The 16,783-nt window shown below is 38.2% G+C and carries 21 protein-coding genes; 20 read left to right on the plus strand and 1 reads right to left on the minus strand.

Going from position 1 to position 16,783, the window contains the following annotated elements:
* Positions 1 to 104: 104 nt before the first annotated feature.
* From DYE60_RS05105 to DYE60_RS05155, 11 genes are all read left to right on the plus strand, one after another.
* Positions 105 to 923 (plus strand): GPO family capsid scaffolding protein, encoded by an 819-nt coding sequence (locus tag DYE60_RS05105; RefSeq protein ID WP_115315557.1) that lies wholly within the window; start codon positions 105 to 107, stop codon positions 921 to 923.
* A 12-nt stretch (positions 924 to 935) separates the two neighbouring features.
* Entirely contained in the window at positions 936 to 2,021 is a 1,086-nt protein-coding gene (locus DYE60_RS05110; protein WP_245942682.1) for a phage major capsid protein, P2 family, read from the plus strand.
* 2 nt (positions 2,022 to 2,023) lie between these two features.
* Positions 2,024 to 2,677: a phage terminase small subunit gene (gene gpM / locus DYE60_RS05115; RefSeq protein ID WP_115315558.1), complete on the plus strand. Its 654-nt coding sequence runs from the start codon at positions 2,024 to 2,026 to the stop codon at positions 2,675 to 2,677.
* A 96-nt stretch (positions 2,678 to 2,773) separates the two neighbouring features.
* A complete protein-coding gene (locus DYE60_RS05120; RefSeq protein ID WP_115315559.1) occupies positions 2,774 to 3,271 on the plus strand; it encodes a head completion/stabilization protein in 498 nt (165 codons plus the stop codon).
* Positions 3,271 to 3,477 (plus strand): tail protein X, encoded by a 207-nt coding sequence (locus DYE60_RS05125; protein WP_115315560.1) that lies wholly within the window; start codon positions 3,271 to 3,273, stop codon positions 3,475 to 3,477. The genes DYE60_RS05120 and DYE60_RS05125 overlap by 1 nt, the downstream gene beginning before the upstream one ends.
* 15 nt (positions 3,478 to 3,492) lie before the next feature.
* Complete coding sequence (locus tag DYE60_RS05130; protein ID WP_115315561.1) at positions 3,493 to 3,759, plus strand: HP1 family phage holin; 267 nt, start codon at positions 3,493 to 3,495, stop codon at positions 3,757 to 3,759.
* Positions 3,746 to 4,273: a lysozyme gene (locus DYE60_RS05135; RefSeq protein WP_115315562.1), complete on the plus strand. Its 528-nt coding sequence runs from the start codon at positions 3,746 to 3,748 to the stop codon at positions 4,271 to 4,273. Before DYE60_RS05130 ends, DYE60_RS05135 begins: the two co-directional genes overlap by 14 nt.
* Before the next feature lie 342 nt (positions 4,274 to 4,615).
* Entirely contained in the window at positions 4,616 to 4,864 is a 249-nt protein-coding gene (lysC, locus tag DYE60_RS10430; protein WP_424450100.1) for an Rz1-like lysis system protein LysC, read from the plus strand.
* Positions 4,861 to 5,079: a TraR/DksA family transcriptional regulator gene (locus DYE60_RS05145; RefSeq protein WP_115315564.1), complete on the plus strand. Its 219-nt coding sequence runs from the start codon at positions 4,861 to 4,863 to the stop codon at positions 5,077 to 5,079. Before lysC ends, DYE60_RS05145 begins: the two co-directional genes overlap by 4 nt.
* Positions 5,079 to 5,573 (plus strand): phage tail protein, encoded by a 495-nt coding sequence (locus tag DYE60_RS05150; RefSeq protein WP_115315565.1) that lies wholly within the window; start codon positions 5,079 to 5,081, stop codon positions 5,571 to 5,573. Before DYE60_RS05145 ends, DYE60_RS05150 begins: the two co-directional genes overlap by 1 nt.
* Positions 5,570 to 6,031, plus strand: a complete 462-nt coding sequence (locus DYE60_RS05155) for a phage virion morphogenesis protein (protein ID WP_115315566.1) — start codon at positions 5,570 to 5,572, stop codon at positions 6,029 to 6,031. Before DYE60_RS05150 ends, DYE60_RS05155 begins: the two co-directional genes overlap by 4 nt.
* Here DYE60_RS05155 and DYE60_RS05160 read toward each other — a convergent pair.
* A complete protein-coding gene (locus DYE60_RS05160) occupies positions 6,028 to 6,300 on the minus strand; it encodes a hypothetical protein (RefSeq protein ID WP_115315567.1) in 273 nt (90 codons plus the stop codon). The two genes, DYE60_RS05155 and DYE60_RS05160, sit on opposite strands and share 4 nt — an antisense overlap.
* Before the next feature lie 66 nt (positions 6,301 to 6,366).
* On the opposite strand from DYE60_RS05160, the gene DYE60_RS05165 reads away from it, so the two are divergent.
* The 9 genes from DYE60_RS05165 to DYE60_RS05205 all read left to right on the plus strand — a co-directional run bounded on the left by DYE60_RS05165 (position 6,367) and on the right by DYE60_RS05205 (position 16,775).
* Positions 6,367 to 9,048 carry a tape measure protein gene (locus DYE60_RS05165; protein WP_115315568.1) on the plus strand — a complete coding sequence of 894 codons (2,682 nt, stop codon included), beginning with the start codon at positions 6,367 to 6,369 and terminating at the stop codon, positions 9,046 to 9,048.
* A 140-nt stretch (positions 9,049 to 9,188) separates the two neighbouring features.
* The gene (locus DYE60_RS05170) at positions 9,189 to 9,758 is read left to right on the plus strand and encodes a phage baseplate assembly protein V (protein WP_115315569.1); all 570 of its coding nucleotides are present in this window, start codon (positions 9,189 to 9,191) and stop codon (positions 9,756 to 9,758) included.
* Positions 9,759 to 9,768: 10 nt separating this feature from the next.
* Positions 9,769 to 10,107: a GPW/gp25 family protein gene (locus DYE60_RS05175; RefSeq protein WP_115315570.1), complete on the plus strand. Its 339-nt coding sequence runs from the start codon at positions 9,769 to 9,771 to the stop codon at positions 10,105 to 10,107.
* Positions 10,104 to 11,018: a baseplate assembly protein gene (locus tag DYE60_RS05180; RefSeq protein WP_115315571.1), complete on the plus strand. Its 915-nt coding sequence runs from the start codon at positions 10,104 to 10,106 to the stop codon at positions 11,016 to 11,018. The genes DYE60_RS05175 and DYE60_RS05180 overlap by 4 nt, the downstream gene beginning before the upstream one ends.
* The gene (locus DYE60_RS05185; protein ID WP_115315572.1) at positions 11,008 to 11,559 is read left to right on the plus strand and encodes a phage tail protein I; all 552 of its coding nucleotides are present in this window, start codon (positions 11,008 to 11,010) and stop codon (positions 11,557 to 11,559) included. Before DYE60_RS05180 ends, DYE60_RS05185 begins: the two co-directional genes overlap by 11 nt.
* 9 nt (positions 11,560 to 11,568) lie before the next feature.
* Positions 11,569 to 14,334 carry a phage tail-collar fiber domain-containing protein gene (locus DYE60_RS05190; protein ID WP_115315573.1) on the plus strand — a complete coding sequence of 922 codons (2,766 nt, stop codon included), beginning with the start codon at positions 11,569 to 11,571 and terminating at the stop codon, positions 14,332 to 14,334.
* A 14-nt stretch (positions 14,335 to 14,348) separates the two neighbouring features.
* Complete coding sequence (locus tag DYE60_RS05195) at positions 14,349 to 15,107, plus strand: tail fiber assembly protein (RefSeq protein WP_115315574.1); 759 nt, start codon at positions 14,349 to 14,351, stop codon at positions 15,105 to 15,107.
* The gene (locus tag DYE60_RS05200; RefSeq protein WP_115315575.1) at positions 15,089 to 15,505 is read left to right on the plus strand and encodes an enoyl-CoA hydratase; all 417 of its coding nucleotides are present in this window, start codon (positions 15,089 to 15,091) and stop codon (positions 15,503 to 15,505) included. The genes DYE60_RS05195 and DYE60_RS05200 overlap by 19 nt, the downstream gene beginning before the upstream one ends.
* Before the next feature lie 103 nt (positions 15,506 to 15,608).
* The gene (locus DYE60_RS05205) at positions 15,609 to 16,775 is read left to right on the plus strand and encodes a phage tail sheath protein (protein WP_115315576.1); all 1,167 of its coding nucleotides are present in this window, start codon (positions 15,609 to 15,611) and stop codon (positions 16,773 to 16,775) included.
* The last annotated feature ends 8 nt before the right edge of the window (positions 16,776 to 16,783 follow it).

The following is a 16,783-nucleotide window of genomic DNA, read 5'->3' on the forward strand; positions in this document are numbered from 1 at the left end:
GATTTGTAAAATTATTTTTCACAATTCAAAGGGATAGAACAAAGTAAATAACATTGGCAAGATTTAGCAGAATTCAATTTATGTTACTGAAACAGGAAAACGCAATGCCGAAAAAAACACAAAAATGGTTTGTTGTTGCAACAGAGGGGGCAACCACAGACGGACGCACAATCAACCGCTCTTGGATTGAGCAGATGGCTGAAAGTTATGACCCTAAAACTTATGGGGCAAGAATTAACCTTGAGCATATTAAAACGTGGCTTTATCGTGAAAATGAACCACACGCAAAAAGTTATGGTGATGTTACCGCTTTAAAAACTGCAGAAAATGAAGACGGTAAATTGCAATTACTGGCACAAATTGACCCAACCGATGACCTTATCAAATTAAACAAAGCACGTCAGAAAATCTACACTTCTGTTGAAATTGATCCAAATTTTGCTGATTCAGGCAAGGCTTATTTAGTCGGTTTAGCCGTAACAGATAGCCCTGCAAGTTTAGGGACTGAAATGTTGGCATTTGCAAGCGGTGCAAAAGATAACCCACTTAATAACCGCAAGCAAAATCCTGAAAATGTATTTAGTGAAGCAATTGAAACGGTGTTTGAATTTGCAGAAGAAAAGGAAGAATTTAAGGTTTTGGATAAGCTGAAAAGTTTATTTGCGAAAAAAGAAAAAACCGACAATCAAGTTTTTGCAGATCATCAACAAGCGATTGAGCTTTTAGGTAAAAAAATTGATGAACAGGCGGAAGAATTGGCAAGTTTGAAAGCTGAAAATGCGGAAATTTCTGCAAAATTTACAAAAAATCAAACCGCTTATGAAAAGCTACAAAATACCTTTAATCAATTACGCCAAGAGCCAGAGCAGGAATTTACGCGTCCAACGGTAACAGGCGAAAAAGCAACAGAAATCATTTTATAAGGAAAACCAACTATGCAATTAAACGCAACAACAGAACAAAAATTAATGCAATATGCAGAAGACACAGCAAAACATAATAAAGTGGATTGTAGCCGTGTGTTAAGTGGCTTATCTTATAGCATTGATCCATCAGTCCAACAAAAACTAGAAAAAGAAGTATTATTAAAATCTGATTTTCTAAAACGTATCAATATTGTTCCAGTAACGGAATTAAAAGGCGAAACATTACGCTTAGGCGTGGCAAGTACGATCGCAAGCCGAACTGATACATCGGTGGGCAGTGCGGTGCGTGTGCCTGAAAATATCATGGGAATGGAGCAACAAGACTATGAATGTTTCCAAACCAATTTTGACACCTTTATTTCTTTTGCTCAGCTTGATACTTGGGCAAAATTCCCTGATTTTGGCAAACGTATTGGCGATTTAAAAGCAAAACGTATCGCCCTTGACCGTATTATGATTGGTTGGAACGGTACACAAGCAGCTAAAACGACTAACCGCACTTCAAATCCATTACTGCAAGATGTTAACAAAGGCTGGTTGCAACTTATCCGTGAAAATGCTGCTGAAAGTGTTTTAACTCAAGACAAAACCAAAGATGGCAAAATCATTGTGAATGTCAATAAAGGCGATAAAAATACTGCAGAATACAAAACCCTTGATGGATTAGTTTATGCGGCAACGTCTGATTTAATTGCAGAAGAGTTTCAAGATGAAACAAATCTTGTGGCAATTATGAGCCGTGATTTACTCACAGATAAATATTTCCCACTACAAAACGACCCAACTGCAACAGAAAAACTAGCAGGCGATACGATTATCAGCCAAAAACGTGTCGGTGGATTACCTGCGGTAACCGTGCCATATTTCCCTAAAAAAACCATTTTGATTACGTCACTTGATAACCTTTCTATTTATTATCAAGACGGCAAAATGCGACGTTTGTGGAAAGAACACGCAGAAGCAAACCGCTATGAAGACTTTATGTCATCAAACGAGGCTTATGTTGTTGAAAATTACAAAGCAGTGGCACTCATTGAAAATATTCATTTAGTTGATGAAGACAAAGCCCGTGCGGAAATTACGATTGAAGGTTAACAATGCGATCAACCAAAGCCCATTTTCTTAAAGTCAGTGCTGAAAAAGCCCACGCTCAAGAAAATGCCCCTTTAGAAAACGCCACCGAGTATGAAAAAATGCTTTACCTACTCGCACGCTACAAAAAAGAACTCAGCAATATTCAGTCCCGTGAACAGCGGGCTGAAATGAAAAAGAAAATTTTACCTGAGTTTCTGCCGTGGATTGAAGGGGCGTTAAAAGGGGGAAGTGGTAAACAAGACAACGTTTTAATGACGTGGCAAGTGTGGGCGATTGACTGTGATGAGTTTCATCTCGCTTTACAGATCGCTGACTATGCCATTCATCAAGACTTAGTGTTACCAAGTGGCTTTAAGCGAACCGTTCCCACAATGCTTGCGGAAGAATTTGCCGATAAAGCAAAGGCACAACACAGCATTAATCAGCGTTTTGAAGTGAGCTATTTGGAGCAAGTGCAACGTTTAACCCAAGATTGCGATATTTTCGATGAAAGCCGTGCGAGATTATTGCGTGAATTGGGCATCGAACAAGCTCACAGCAATCCGCAACAAGCGTTGGCAACATTAGAAAAAGCATTGCAACTGAATAATAACATTGGTGTAAAAGGCGAAATTAAAAAGCTACGCAAACAGCTTGAAAACGCCGATACCCAATAACCGAGCATTCCTCGAAGCCAAGCGGGGCGGAAGTCTAAGAATAATTTTATTATCTCTAACGATTTCCCCACCCCGCTATTTTTTTAAGGATTTCAAATGAACCAAGTTATTTCTGTGCCGTTTGAGGAACAGTACCAAAGCACCGATAAAACAGACACGCAAGCGGATCACATCATCACAAATAACCGATTTTTCCCTGATATTTCCCTTGCTCACGCAAGAAATTCAATGCGAATAGATGGCACGGTTACCCATCAACGTTTGCTTATGGCTCTTGTGGAGGCAATGGCAACAGTAAACCAAGATTTAAAAGATTTCCGTAAGCAATGCCAAGCGGACAATATCGCCACATTAGCCGAAGCTGATGATGAAGTGATTAATGGTCAAAGCGTGCTTGAACAACGCTATTTGCGTGCGGTGTATTGCTATGCGGTGGCAAATTTATATGAGCGTTATTCAAGCTACGATTTAACCCGAGACGGTGAAAATAAAAGCGAATTGCTCAATCAAAGCGTGGACGAATTACGCCGTGACGCACAATATGCCATCAAAGATATTTTAGGGGAAATCCGAATTATTGCGGAGTTAATTTAATGCGAACCGTCACAGCTAATCAAAATGACACCTTGGATTTAGTGGTTTATCGCTATTTTGGCGATCAACAAGGCTTAGTTGAGCAATGCCTTGAATTAAATCCGAAATTAGCCAATCAGATTTTATTACAAGCTGGGCAGAAAGTGATTTTACCAACTGTTAAGGTTAAACAACCCACAAAACAAACAATACAGCTATGGAGTTAAACAAAGGATTAAGTTATGGCAGATAGAACAACCGCTCCCCTTTCTTATTTTGGAGCAATAATCGCCGCATTGAGTGGTTTAAGCTTAAGTGAATGGAGTGCCATTTTTGGGATTTTATTTGGTTTTGGTACATTCCTAATCAACAACCACTACAAACGCAGAGAAGATATCCGGAAGCAAAAAGAATTCGAATTAAAAGAAAAAGAGTTTGAAATAAAAATGGAACAGATGAAAAAGCAACAGATTGAACAAATAAAGGAGATCCTTGATGAAAAAAATTAAAGTCGCCGGTGCTGTTGTTTGCTCAGTAATGGCAATTATTGGCATTGTGAAACAACAATATCCTGAAATTAAAGTCAGTCAGCAAGGGCTTGAATTGATTGGCAATGCCGAAGGGTGCAGAGCCAAACCCTACACTTGCCCCGCAGATGTTTTAACCGTTGGTATTGGTTCAACCGAAGCAGGCGGAAGCAAAATTCAACGCAATAAAATCTACACAAATGAAGAAATTGCAGAGCGTTGGAAAGAGGATTTATTAATTGCTCAAGAGTGTGTGGAAAAATACGCCCACGGCAACACCCAACCACAAGGGGCTTATGATGCACTGGTTTCTATTACTTTTAATATCGGTTGTGGTGCAATGCGAAAATCTACCCTTTTCAGAATGGCAAAACAAGGCTATTCACCACAAATGTGTAATCAGTTTCCAAGATGGGTATATGCAGGTGGTCAAAAATTAAAGGGATTAGTAAAACGCCGAGCCAAAGAAAAAGCCTTATGCTTAGGGGGTAACTAATGGGATTACGTCATATTGCAACTTTATTAAAAATTGGTGTATTCGTGATCTTAATTGCCCAAATGGTGTATATAAAAACCTTGAAAGTATCAGTAAAACGACACCAAGCTGAAACTGCCGTCGCCCAACAAAAAGCCGATTATTTTGCCAGTGCAAATCAGAACTTAAAACAGCTCAATGCAGAAAATATCAAGCAAATTGAACGCTATCAAGAACTCAACCGAGATTTATCAAAGAAAATTCTCAAACGTTTAAATCAACAAGAAAAACAGAATAAAAAACTCTTAGGGGCATTAAATGAAAAAGCTAATCAGAATTGGAGCAATGGGGTTATCCCTAACAATGTTGGTCGCTTGCTCAACACCAAAAACAACGATTACCGAGATCAACCAAGCCCAACAAATGCCGATACTTTGCCCAACCACGCCAGTGTGTCGGATGCCGCTACTTTCATTTCAGACAAATAAAGACTTGGCAATCGGTGTTGAAACGCTGATGAATAATTTGAGTTTTTGCGTAGTAAAAATTGAAGCAATGGAAAATTGTATTACTCAATACAATGAAAATTTAAAAAGTAAGGAACAACAATGAGTGATCCGATTGATAAAGCTCAAGAATTACAGGAAATATTAAATAAAACTGCTCTTGCAAAAACGCAACAAAAAACGACCGCTTGTTCATTGGGATTTTGTGAAGATTGTGATGAAGCCATTCCTGAAAAGCGAAGAAAAGCCATTTTAGGCGTGACACGTTGTGTGAATTGCCAAGAAATTTTTGAACAAAAAAGCCAACACTGGAGAAAATAATGTTTAAGCCTGACCGATTGCGAAAGCTACTCACTAAACGGATTAAATATTTCAGACAAAACCCTGACACCTTGCAATTGTTCTACGCTAACGGACACATTAAAAGCACAGGGGCGACAAGTTTAAGCTGGCAATATCATTATGATTTAGAGATTATCGTGACCGAGTTTCCTGACTCCCCTGATCTGATTTTTTTAGCAATTCAGGAATTTATCAAGGTGGAACAAAGTGAACTGTTACACAACACCGCCCAACAAGACAGTATTAAGTTTGAGATTGATCCAAATAACAATGAAACTTTTGATATATCAATCAGCATTCCACTTTCAGAGCGTGTGATTGTCAGCGTGAAAGATAGCGCCTACCAAATCACCCACGCTGAAGAGCCGAAGCCGATTGATTGGATAGAAATGGAACGCATTCGGATTTATGTACAGAATGAAGATGACCGCACCAAAAACGATAAATTATTTGATAGCAATGATAAACAATGAGCGACTTAACCCAAGCAGACCAAATAACCGCACGCTTTGACGCCCTACTCAAAAGCATTGCCCCACCGCAACGCAAAGCTCTGGCTCGTGAAATTGGTAAAAAGTTGGCACAATCTAACCGCTTACGCATTCAACGCCAACAAAACCCTGACGGTACGGCGTTTGTACAACGTAAAAAACGAGTAAAAACTAAAAAAGGCAAAATCAAAAGGGCGGCAATGTTTAAAAAATTACGTCTTGCAAGATTTATGAAACAGACAGCCAAATCAAGTGGTGTGGAAGTGGGATATTCAGGACAGAACGCTTTTATTGCAAGCCGACATCAATTTGGAAAAGTGGGTGTGGTGGATAAGAAAAAAGGCATAAAACACAAATATGATCAACGTGAACTGCTAGGATTCAGCGATAATGATTTGCAAATGGTGGAAGAAGAGATTTTAAGGGTGTTGAGTGGTTAGACTGTAGAAAACCAGTCATCAAAATTTAAATTTATAGGATATTCTTCACTTAAATGTTTGTGAGTAAAAATTAAATAAAGCATAGCAGTAGGAAAATAAAGGGTTATCGCAATAACATAGATAATAAATTTTAATACAGTTAAAGCAAATAATAAAACATAACTTAAGCAACCAAGCATTAAGAGAAAAGGCATACTAATTAAGAATACAACAACAATGAAAGTAATAAATTCTTCAACACTACTAATATTTGATATTTGTTCCAACATAACGCCTCCTTTTTTTGAGATTATTACGCTAAATAAAAAAAATTGCAATAATAAAGGAAATAAAAAATGAATAATTTAAAACTACAAGTTGTACTTGAAGCAATGGATAAATTATCCGCTCCATTTAAAAATGCACAAAAGCAAATAAATAAAACCAATAAATTGCTGAACGAAAGTAAGCTAGCATTTAGAGGGTTTGAGAAACAGCAGAAACAAATTCAGTCTATGAAAAAAATGACAGAAGGATTACAAAAACAAGCAGAAACCATAAAAAAAGTAACAGATAGCGTAAGTAAATATCGCCATAAACTTGATGGTTTAAAATCACAAAAAATAGATATTAAAACAAAGCAAAAAGAACTTTCACGAGAATTAAAATTTAATGAAAATAGAAATAATGTTCCCGCAATTCTTAGACTTAGACATGAATTATCTAAATTAGACAAAGATTATGAAAAGATAACTTCATCTATTAGTTCAACAAATAAGCGTTGGAAAGATGAAGAAAGAATTTTAAAAATATCAAGAACTGAAAAAGCAAAACAATTATTGCAATTTAGAGCATTAAGAAAACAACTTAAAAAAAGTGGTATTGATACAAAACGATTAGGAACAAATGAAATTATCTTAGCTAATAAGATGAGAGTAGCAAATAAAGAAATTGAAAAACAGCAAAAGGCATTCGATAAATTAAATAAAGCTAAAGCACGACAACGCCAGTATCGTGCAAATGTAGAAAATATGAAACAAAGCAGTGAACGGTTGCACAATTTGGGGCAACGCTCAATGATAAGTGGTGCGGCTATTCTTGCCCCAACGATTGGAATTGGACGAGGCGTTGCGTCTATGACACAAACTGCCGCACAATTTGAACAGTTTAAAGCCGTATTAGAAACAACAGAAGGAAACTCAACGAAAGCACAAAAAAGCCTAGATTGGATCAGCAACTTTGCCACAAAAACGCCTTATGAATTAGCCGAAGTTACTGAGGCATTTGTCCGCTTGCGTGCTTATGGAATGGATCCAACAAATGGACTATTAACCACATTGGGCGATACATCATCAGCAATGGGTAAACCGATAATGCAAGCGGTTGAAGCAATCGCTGATGCAGTAACAGGTGAAAATGAACGCTTAAAAGAATTTGGGATAAAAGCCAGTGCGATTAAAGGCACAAATATTATTGAATATGCTTACACCGACAAAAACGGTAAGCAACAAATGGCAAAGGTCAATAAAAATAACCGTAAAGAAATTGAAAAAACTTTAATGAAAATTTGGAATGCAAAATATTCCGACGCAATGGAAAAGCAATCTAAAACCATCACAGGGATTTGGTCAAACTTGCAAGATCAATGGGTACGCTTTCAACAAATGGTTATGCAGACGGGGGCATTTGATTGGATTAAGGAAAAATTAAAAGGCGTATTAGATAGTATTGATAAAATGGCTCAAAATGGTGAATTACAAAAATGGGCAGAAGATGTAGGTGTTGTAATTAAAGAAGTCGCACAAGGCTTATTTGAATTTGGTCAAAAGGTATTTGAAGCGGTCAAATTTATTGCAAAATTTGCAAGAGAAAATAAAGGATTGATTGCAAGTTTTGTGAAATGGTCGGCAATTTCTGGCAGTCTTTTAACTGCGATTGGTGGCTTATCTATGGTACTAAGTTTTGCAATTTATCCGATTGCAAGATTGGGTTTAGGGGTTGTATCATTAGGAAAATCATTTTTAAGTGTGATACCTGCTCTTTCTCGTTTTGGTATTGCCTTACTTGCAAATCCGATTACTTGGTATGTTGCAGGAATAATGCTTTTAATTGGTGCAATATATTTACTTTATAAAAATTGGGATAAAGTAACCAAATTTACTAATGATGTATGGATAAAAATTAAAAATTTCTTTAATAGTGGCATTAAAAATATAACTAAAACTATCATTGATTTTTCACCTTTGGGATTATTTCATAAAATTTTTAGTAACGTATTAAAATATTTAGGTATTGATATTCCCGAATCACTCACAGAGTGTGGTAAGAAAATAATAGATGGATTAGTCGATGGTATAAAAAGCACGATCAAAGCAATTGGAAATATTGGAAGTTGGATTGATGAAAAGCTAGGAATAAGTAAAGCGTGGGATAAATTATTTGGTGATGATAAAGAAACTGCTATCACAGTTAAAGCACAACAAAAAGCCGTGAATAAAGTAGCTAAACATACGGGAATGTACAATATAGGGACAAAACAACCAGTGTATCAATATGGTTATGGTAGTTATATCAAGCCAACCGTACAAGATACTGTTAAAAAAGGAAAATCATTATTAAATAAATGGTCAGGTGGTTTTGTCGGTGCAGGTGGCAAATACGAACCGAAAGGCATTGTACACGGTGGCGAATATGTGATGACCAAAGAGGCAACCCAACGCTTAGGCATTGCCAGCTTAAATCGCTTGAACTATGGGAAAATCGGTGCAATGGCAACCCTTGCCGGTTCGGTGGCAATGGCACAACCACAGGTGCAAATGGTTAAACCGCTCAATGTCAAAGTGGATAACCGCCCGTTGATTTCTGCGAGTAAACCAAAAGCCCAAACCGTTGCACCGGTAAACCAAAATATCACGATTACGATCAACACAAGCCCAGAGCAAGACGCTCAACAAATTGCCAGAATTGTTGCCAAAGAGCTTGAAAAAGCACAACGACAAGCGCAAGCAAGGGCGAGAAGTAGTTTGTTTGATAACTAAATAAAAATAAATAAGGGCGTAATCGATTTTTTACGCCCTTATAATTTCTCCTTATTGTTATCCTCAAAACCACAATCTAACCTTCTTTCAAATTCTCCCCATATCATCAAAAATCATTTTATTTAAACCGCTTTTACAAAATGGCAAATAACACTGACAACGCACGGCGAATAGAACACATTGTCCGATTTGGCACAATCGCCAAAGTAGATTTGAAAAAAGCATTGGTACGCGTGCAATCAGGCGAGGTTTTAACGGATTGGTTGCCGTGGCTAAATTTCAGGGCTGGCACAACAAAAAGTTGGTCGCCTCCAACGGTTGGCGAACAATGTATCGTGCTTTCAGCGAGTGGCGAAATGACAATGGGCGTGGTTCTCTATGGAATTTATGCCAGCAATGCCCCCAGTTCAAACGGCGATGAACACCTGATTGAATTTCCTGACGGTGCAATTTGTAAATATAACCATAAAACGCACCGCTTAACAATGACCGGAATACAAACAGCTTATGTACAAGCAAGCGAAAGTATTGTGGCTGATACACCTAATTTTGTTTGTACTGGAGATGTGAGGATTAAAGGTAATTTAACCGTTGATGGTATTTCAACCGCAACGGATCATCTTTCAAGTGGAATTTCAGGAAAAGGACATACTCACGCTTATTCCTGGACAGACCCAGCAGGCGGGGCAAACACCGCACCACCGAGTTAAAGGATAAACAATGAATAAACAAACAGGCGAATATTTAGATAATGAAAAAGCCCACATTAAGCAATCAATCCAAGATATTTTATTGACGGCTGTCGGCACGCGTGTCATGCGTCGCGATTATGGTAGTCACTTATATCAACTAATTGACCGCCCTATCTCACACGCATTGGCATTACAAATCAGTGCGGCGTGTGTAATGGCGTTGAAAAAATGGGAACACCGTATTGAAGTGACACGATTTTTAGTCACTTTTAATCAGGATATGGCAGAGCCAATGATTACCGCCGAAATTGAAGCCACAATGAAAAGCGATAACACCAAACTTGATACCAAAATGAGATTAGTATGAGTAGATTAGTTGATTTATCCAAATTACCTGCCCCCAACGTTCTTGAAGAGCTAGATTTTGAAACCTTATTCGCAGAGCGAAAAGAACATTTTATCGCACTTTTTAAGCAAGATGAGCAAGCCTATTGGCGTAATAGATTACAATTTGAAAGTGATCCTGTTACAAAATTATTAGAAGAAAATGCCTATCTTCAAATGCTAGAAATTGCACGCATTAACAACGCAGCCAAAGCTACAATGCTTGCTTATGCCACTGGTGCAGATTTAGATGTGATTGGAGGCAATTTTAACGTACAACGCAAAGTGATTGTACAAGCTGATGACAGTGTCTCGCCCCCTATTCAACAAGTCTTAGAAAGCGATACTGATTTTAGATTACGAATTCAACTGGCATTTGAAGGAATGAGTGTTGCGGGTCCGCGTGCCTCTTATGTGTTTCACGCCTTATCCGCTCATCATCAAGTCGCCGATGTCAGCGTGCAATCGCCCAACCCAGCCGAAGTCGTGGTGTCAATTCTATCAACAGAAGGAAATGGCACGGCAAGCAGTGAAATTTTAACGGCGGTTAATTTAGCGTTAAATGATGATAACGTGCGACCGATTGGCGATAGAGTGATTGTTAAAAGTGCAGAGATTGTGGCTTATCAAATTCAAGCCACTATTTATCTGTACCGCTCTCCGGATAGCGAAATTGTGAAAAATCAAGCCATCAACAGCTTACAACAATTCGTCAAAGAACGACGCAGAATGGGGCGTGATATTAGCCTTTCTGGTATTTATGCTACCTTGCAGGTTGAAGGGGTGCAACGTGTCGTTTTAAACACACCAAGCACAGATTTAATTTTAACCCCAAATCAAGCGGGTTACTGCACCAATATAACCATTGATACGGCGATTTCAAATGACTATTGATATTAAAAAAAGCATTTCACTATTACCAGTTGGATCAAGCACATTTGAAAAAAATGCGTCCCAATGTTTACATCTTGCGTTGCAAAATCCGATTGTGATTGCGGATTTAATCAACCCTGACAAATGCCCCCTTGAATTTCTACCTTATTTAGCGTGGGCATTTTCTGTGGACAAGTGGGATGAAAACTGGAGTGAAGCCGTAAAACGCAATCATATAAAACGCTCTTTTCAGATCCACAAACAAAAAGGCACGATTGCAGCCGTTAAACGAGTGGTTGAGCCGATTGGTTATTTGGTTGAATTAACCGAGTGGTTTAATGCAACTGAGCCAATGAAAAACGGCGAATTTAGTTTACAAATTGAAGTGCCTGAATTGGGCTTAACCAAAGAAACTTATAACGAATTAGTTCGCTTAATTGATGATGTTCGCCCGATTTCACGCCATTTAAAAAAATTATTATTACTGATTAGCCCTGTTGGAATTTGCAATGTTGCAATGGCTGAATACAGCGGCGAAATTATTACTATTGAACCCAAATAAGGAACAAGAATGAGTAAAACTTATTTTTCAATTTTAACAAGAAAGGGAGCAGAAATGCTTGCTCAGACTCTTGGTGAACAACAACTTTTAACACATTTAAAAATGGCTGTTGGCGATGGTAATGGACAAGCAACAATACCAAGTTTTGAGCAAACGCAATTAGTAAATAGCCGATATTCAGCCAATATCACAAAATGCTATCAAGATCCAAAAGATGACAAACAAGTCGTCTTTGAATTGCAGATTCCTGAAAATATAGGCGGGTTCTATGTACGTGAGCTAGGGTTATTGGATAAAAATAATCATTTACTTGCTATTGCAAATACACCTGAAAGTTATAAACCAACGACAAGCGAAGGAAGTGGGAAGGTTTCAGTTTTTCGTTTGATTTTAAAATTTGGTCACTTAGAAAATGTGACCTTAAACGTTGATTCTAGCACAGTCTATTTAACAACATTGGATAAAAGCGACCGAGTGGATTTAGACAGTAGTGATACTGTTGCCACATCAACGGCTGTTAAGACTGTCTATGACAAAGCGAACGAGAAGGTATCGAAAAATGGCGATACGATGACGGGTATTCTAAAAATTAAAGCCACCAACTCTGATTGGTCATCTGTTGTATTGTACAATCAAGCAGGTAAGTCTTTGATTTTTGAGGCGACAAGAGATAATAATACTCAAATAGGTTCCATCATTTATCGTGCCGTTGGAGATTATAATGGACATAATTATATCAACGAGGCATATATAAAAATTCCTAAAAAGAGCGGAACACTTGCACTAACAAGCGATGTCGATAGAAAAGTTGACAAGGCGGAGCTATATAGCGGATTCGCAAGAGATTTGAACGCTATCAATATTGAGGGGTTCACAAGCTTTGATTTTTCTCATCGAAGTGCGGATAAGGCAGGATTACCTGAGAGCATAAACTATGATGGCATAGGTTTTCAAGTTAACTCAGAAAAACAAATGTCTCAATTTTTAAGCATTGCTCACGGACGCCATTACTTGAGAACAAAGGATAGTGACCACGATAGTTGGCACGTTGAAAAAATCATAACAGATGAACTTTTTAAAGTTCAAGAGCTTGAACGTGAAAACTTAGATAATATTACAACTTACGGTATTTATGGACAAGGTGCAAATGCGGAAGCAACTGCTGAAAGAAATTACCCTCAACGCTCAGCAGGAACGCTTTTAGTAACTCCATCTGCATATGGTGTACGCCAAGAATACAAGACCTATCATTCAGGTCATATCTATTTTAGAAATAGAAGTTCCACAGGGTGGTATCCGTGGAAACAAATCGTTGGTAATCTAACAACATCTGTGATTTCTGAGCGTGAAGACGTAGCTGCAACCTTGAAAGCGGTTAAAATTGCCTATGATAAAGCAGGGGCTGTGGAAAATATCGCTAATAACAAGATTGATAATAGTAAAAAATCTAATTCAGTTAGCTCAACCAGTGCAGATACTATTGCAACCTCTCGTGCTGTAAAAATTGCTTATGATAAAGGAGAGAAAGCTGAACAAGATGCTAAAGTAGCATTGAATAAAGCGATTGAAGCTAAAAATACTGCAGATAAGAAAGCATCAAAAACGGGCGATACATTCACTGGCTATATGGAGATTAACTATTCTGATTATAGCGGGATTGGATATAAAAATACCGATGGTTATGTCTTAAAATCCCAAATTGAACCAAATGCTAGCCGTTATTTTGGCTCTTTAATATACAGAAAAGGTCAAACCATTCTGCATCGATTATGGCTACCTAAAAAAACAGGCGTGCTTGCTCTTGAAAGCGATGTGGATACAAAAGTTGATAAGACTTCTCTATACAGTGGATTTGCTGGTGATTTAAACGCCATCAATATTGAAGGGTTCACAGGGTTTAATTTTTCAACAAATAAAACACAAAACACAGGCTTGCCAGAGGGCTATGATGGTGACGGTTTTCAGCTTAAATCAAATGGACAAACCACTCAATTTTTAAGCTTAGGGAATGGCTATAATTATTTTCGAACTAAAGATGCTCAGGATGAGGATTGGAAGCTTGACAAGCTCGTGACAGAAAAAGATTTTAAAGTCAAAGAACTCAAACACGAAAACTTAGACGAAATCACGGACGTAGGGCTTTATGGTCAACCGTGGACAAAGAATGCCACAGTTGAAAGACATTATCCAGTAGAAGAGGCTGGGTCATTGGTAGTGACTCCATCTGCATATGGTGTACGCCAAGAATACAAGACCTATCATTCAGGTCATATCTATTTTAGAAATAGAAGTTCCACAGGGTGGTATCCGTGGAAAAAACAAAATAGAACCGATTACTTACTTATTGGCGTACCTATTCCTTACCCTTTAATGCAAGTCCCTGAGAATTGTCTTGCCTTTAATGGACAAGCCTTTAATAAAGCGGCTTATCCTGAGTTGGCAGAGAAATACCCAAGCGGTAGATTGCCTGATTTACGAGGCTTAGTGATTCGAGGATTAGACAATGGACGAGGCTATGACGCTGACCGTACATTATTAAGTGAGCAGGGGGATGCAATAAGAAATATTACTGGTGAATTTTATTTTAGTGAGATGATTTTCGGTAAAGCTAATGGGGTTTTTAATGCGTCGCATACTTATGCACCACGAACATACAGAAGTAGTGGTTCGGGAGGTGATTACACAATTGCTTTTGATGCTTCAACGGTTGTACCGACAGCTTCTGAGAACAGAATGAAAAATATAGCATTTCAATATATTTGCTTAGCCAGATAGAAAAGGAAAATAAAATGACACAACAAAACGTACAATTTGACGAGAACGGCTTTGCCCTTTCAAGTGGATTTATTACCGTTTATAAAGTAGATAAGAATAATCTTTTTATTCAATCGGAACAAGAATGGGTAAGTATTGATACATCAATAAGTCCAAATGCGTATCTTGACGAACCGCTTGAACACAAAGACGGTTTTGCAATTAAACGCACTGAAAATGGTTGGGAATATATAGAAGACCACAGAGGTAAGACGTTTTATGATACGCAAACCCAAGAAAAAGTAGAAATTAAAGAAGTCGGAAAATTACCTGAAAATCTGACCGCTTTACAACCTTTTGAGAATTGCAAATGGGACAGTGAAAATCAACAATGGGTGAAAGATATTGAAAAAGAAAAACAGCAATTTAAGGCTAACCAACAAGCCCTAATCATCACCCTAAAAAATAAAGCTGATGAACTGGGCAATCAACTTCTACATGAATACCCACAAATTGAACAAACTAGTTTTGCGATTCAAAAAGAAGAGGCGATAGCGTGGCAAAAAGATAACAGCCATCCAACACCAGTGCTTACAGGAATTGCTACTGCTCGCAACTTGGAATTATCAGAATTAGTTGCAAGAGTAATTAGAAAAACGACTGCTTTTGAATCAGTAACAGGCATAATTGCAGGTCAACGGCAGGCGATTATGGATAAGCTAGAAAAAGCCACTGAGCAAGCACAACTTGATGAAATTAAACAGGAGATTGAACAATGGCAACTATCTATTTAGCGTTATATAAAGGCAAGGGTGAGCTTGTTGATAAAGCAATCCGATTTTTCACCAAAGGCAGATATTCTCATTGTGAGCTTGCTATTGCAAAAAAAGACGGATTTTTAAGTTATTCATCAAGCCCACGAGATAATGGGGTGCGTTGTAAATTTATCAAAAAATTTGACCGCTTAAAATGGGATTTGGTCGCATTAGAAAATGTCACGGAACAGCAAATTCTAGATTACTTCCAGCAAACCAAAGGCAAGAAATATGATTGGTTAGGGGCTATCGGGGTTTGTTTGGGGTTATCCCAAAATCGTAATCGATATTTCTGTTCTGAATGGTGTTTTAACGTGATTTTTGGCAGTGATGAGGGCTGGCGATTTAGTCCTAATCAGCTTTCTGCCCTTGTTTAATTTGTAAAAAATATTCTCACAATCTCAACCGCTCGCTATATTGCAAGCGGTTTTTTATTCTTTGTTTGACCTCTTTTTTTAATTAAATCAAACAGGAATAACTATGTCTGATGAATACCTACACGGCGTCCGAGTGACTGAAATTTCAGAGGGAACTCGCACCGTTCGAACAGTGGCAACGGCAATTATTGGGATTGTGTGTACCGCTGATGATGCCGACGCTGAAACCTTTCCATTGAATAAAGCCATTTTAACTACAAACCCTGAATCATTAATGGGTAAAGCCGGTAAAGGTGGCACGCTTTATCGTACCCTTGAAGCGATTTCTACCGTTGTTCGCACCCCTTGTGTGATTGTGCGTGTACCCGAAGATGAGGAACACTTAACCGCGAACTTAATCGGTACTATCGGCGAAGACGGTGTAGGAACAGGTATGAAAGCCTTTTTATCGGCTCAATCTACCTTAGGTGTAAAACCTCGTATTTTTGCGATTCCTCAATTAGATACCCTTGATGTCGCCACGCAACTTGTCGCTGTGGCGAAGAAATTACACGGTATGGCTTACATCAAATGTCACGCAAATAACAAAGAGGAAGCGGTCGCTTATCGCCGAAACTTTGGGGATCGTGAGGCATTTTTAATTTATGGCGATTTTACCAACTTCAATACCCACAAAAACGCAACGGATACCGCCTATGCAACGGCTTATGCGGCTGGATTGCGTGCTTATACCGATAAAGAAATTGGTTGGCATAAAACGATTTCTAATATGACGATTGATGGCGTAAGCGGTGTTACAAAGGCAATTAGTTTTGATATTCAAGACAGCTCAACAGACGCGAACTTTTTAAACAGTAAAGAAATTAGCTGTGCGATCAATTTTAATGGTTTCCGCATTTGGGGAAGTCGTACTTGTGCAACAGATAAGCTTTTTGCATTTGAGCAATATACTCGTACTGCTCAAATTATCCGTGACACCATTGGCGAAGCCTACGACTGGGCGATTGATAAACCGCTTACCCCAATTCTTGTGAAAGATATGCTTGAAATGATCAATAGTAAGTTCCGTTTTTGGAAATCTCAGGGATATGTTGTGGGCGGTTCTGCGTGGATAGATTGGGGCGAAAACAGCAAAGATACCCTAAAAGATGGGCAATTTTATATTAAATATGATTATTGCCCTGTCCCAAGTTTAGAAAATCTAAACTTAAAACAATATATTACTGATAGATATTTGGTTGATTTTGCTAGCCAAGTAGCAGCCGCATAGGAGTAACG

It is taken from the genome of Phocoenobacter uteri, from assembly GCF_900454895.1.
In the GTDB taxonomy this organism is placed as follows: Bacteria; Pseudomonadota; Gammaproteobacteria; order Enterobacterales; family Pasteurellaceae; genus Phocoenobacter; species Phocoenobacter uteri.

Bases quoted from the DNA above. Each gene is read 5' to 3' on its own strand.
- DYE60_RS05105 (WP_115315557.1), top strand. From the start codon at position 105: ATGCCGAAAAAAACACAAAAATGGTTTGTTGTTGCAACAGAGGGGGCA.
- DYE60_RS05110 (WP_245942682.1), top strand. From the start codon at position 936: ATGCAATTAAACGCAACAACAGAACAAAAATTAATGCAATATGCAGAA.
- gpM (WP_115315558.1), top strand. From the start codon at position 2,024: ATGCGATCAACCAAAGCCCATTTTCTTAAAGTCAGTGCTGAAAAAGCC.
- DYE60_RS05120 (WP_115315559.1), top strand. From the start codon at position 2,774: ATGAACCAAGTTATTTCTGTGCCGTTTGAGGAACAGTACCAAAGCACC.
- DYE60_RS05125 (WP_115315560.1), top strand. From the start codon at position 3,271: ATGCGAACCGTCACAGCTAATCAAAATGACACCTTGGATTTAGTGGTT.
- DYE60_RS05130 (WP_115315561.1), top strand. From the start codon at position 3,493: ATGGCAGATAGAACAACCGCTCCCCTTTCTTATTTTGGAGCAATAATC.
- DYE60_RS05135 (WP_115315562.1), top strand. From the start codon at position 3,746: ATGAAAAAAATTAAAGTCGCCGGTGCTGTTGTTTGCTCAGTAATGGCA.
- lysC (WP_424450100.1), top strand. From the start codon at position 4,616: ATGTTGGTCGCTTGCTCAACACCAAAAACAACGATTACCGAGATCAAC.
- DYE60_RS05145 (WP_115315564.1), top strand. From the start codon at position 4,861: ATGAGTGATCCGATTGATAAAGCTCAAGAATTACAGGAAATATTAAAT.
- DYE60_RS05150 (WP_115315565.1), top strand. From the start codon at position 5,079: ATGTTTAAGCCTGACCGATTGCGAAAGCTACTCACTAAACGGATTAAA.
- DYE60_RS05155 (WP_115315566.1), top strand. From the start codon at position 5,570: ATGAGCGACTTAACCCAAGCAGACCAAATAACCGCACGCTTTGACGCC.
- DYE60_RS05160 (WP_115315567.1), bottom strand. From the start codon at position 6,300: ATGTTGGAACAAATATCAAATATTAGTAGTGTTGAAGAATTTATTACT.
- DYE60_RS05165 (WP_115315568.1), top strand. From the start codon at position 6,367: ATGAATAATTTAAAACTACAAGTTGTACTTGAAGCAATGGATAAATTA.
- DYE60_RS05170 (WP_115315569.1), top strand. From the start codon at position 9,189: ATGGCAAATAACACTGACAACGCACGGCGAATAGAACACATTGTCCGA.
- DYE60_RS05175 (WP_115315570.1), top strand. From the start codon at position 9,769: ATGAATAAACAAACAGGCGAATATTTAGATAATGAAAAAGCCCACATT.
- DYE60_RS05180 (WP_115315571.1), top strand. From the start codon at position 10,104: ATGAGTAGATTAGTTGATTTATCCAAATTACCTGCCCCCAACGTTCTT.
- DYE60_RS05185 (WP_115315572.1), top strand. From the start codon at position 11,008: ATGACTATTGATATTAAAAAAAGCATTTCACTATTACCAGTTGGATCA.
- DYE60_RS05190 (WP_115315573.1), top strand. From the start codon at position 11,569: ATGAGTAAAACTTATTTTTCAATTTTAACAAGAAAGGGAGCAGAAATG.
- DYE60_RS05195 (WP_115315574.1), top strand. From the start codon at position 14,349: ATGACACAACAAAACGTACAATTTGACGAGAACGGCTTTGCCCTTTCA.
- DYE60_RS05200 (WP_115315575.1), top strand. From the start codon at position 15,089: ATGGCAACTATCTATTTAGCGTTATATAAAGGCAAGGGTGAGCTTGTT.
- DYE60_RS05205 (WP_115315576.1), top strand. From the start codon at position 15,609: ATGTCTGATGAATACCTACACGGCGTCCGAGTGACTGAAATTTCAGAG.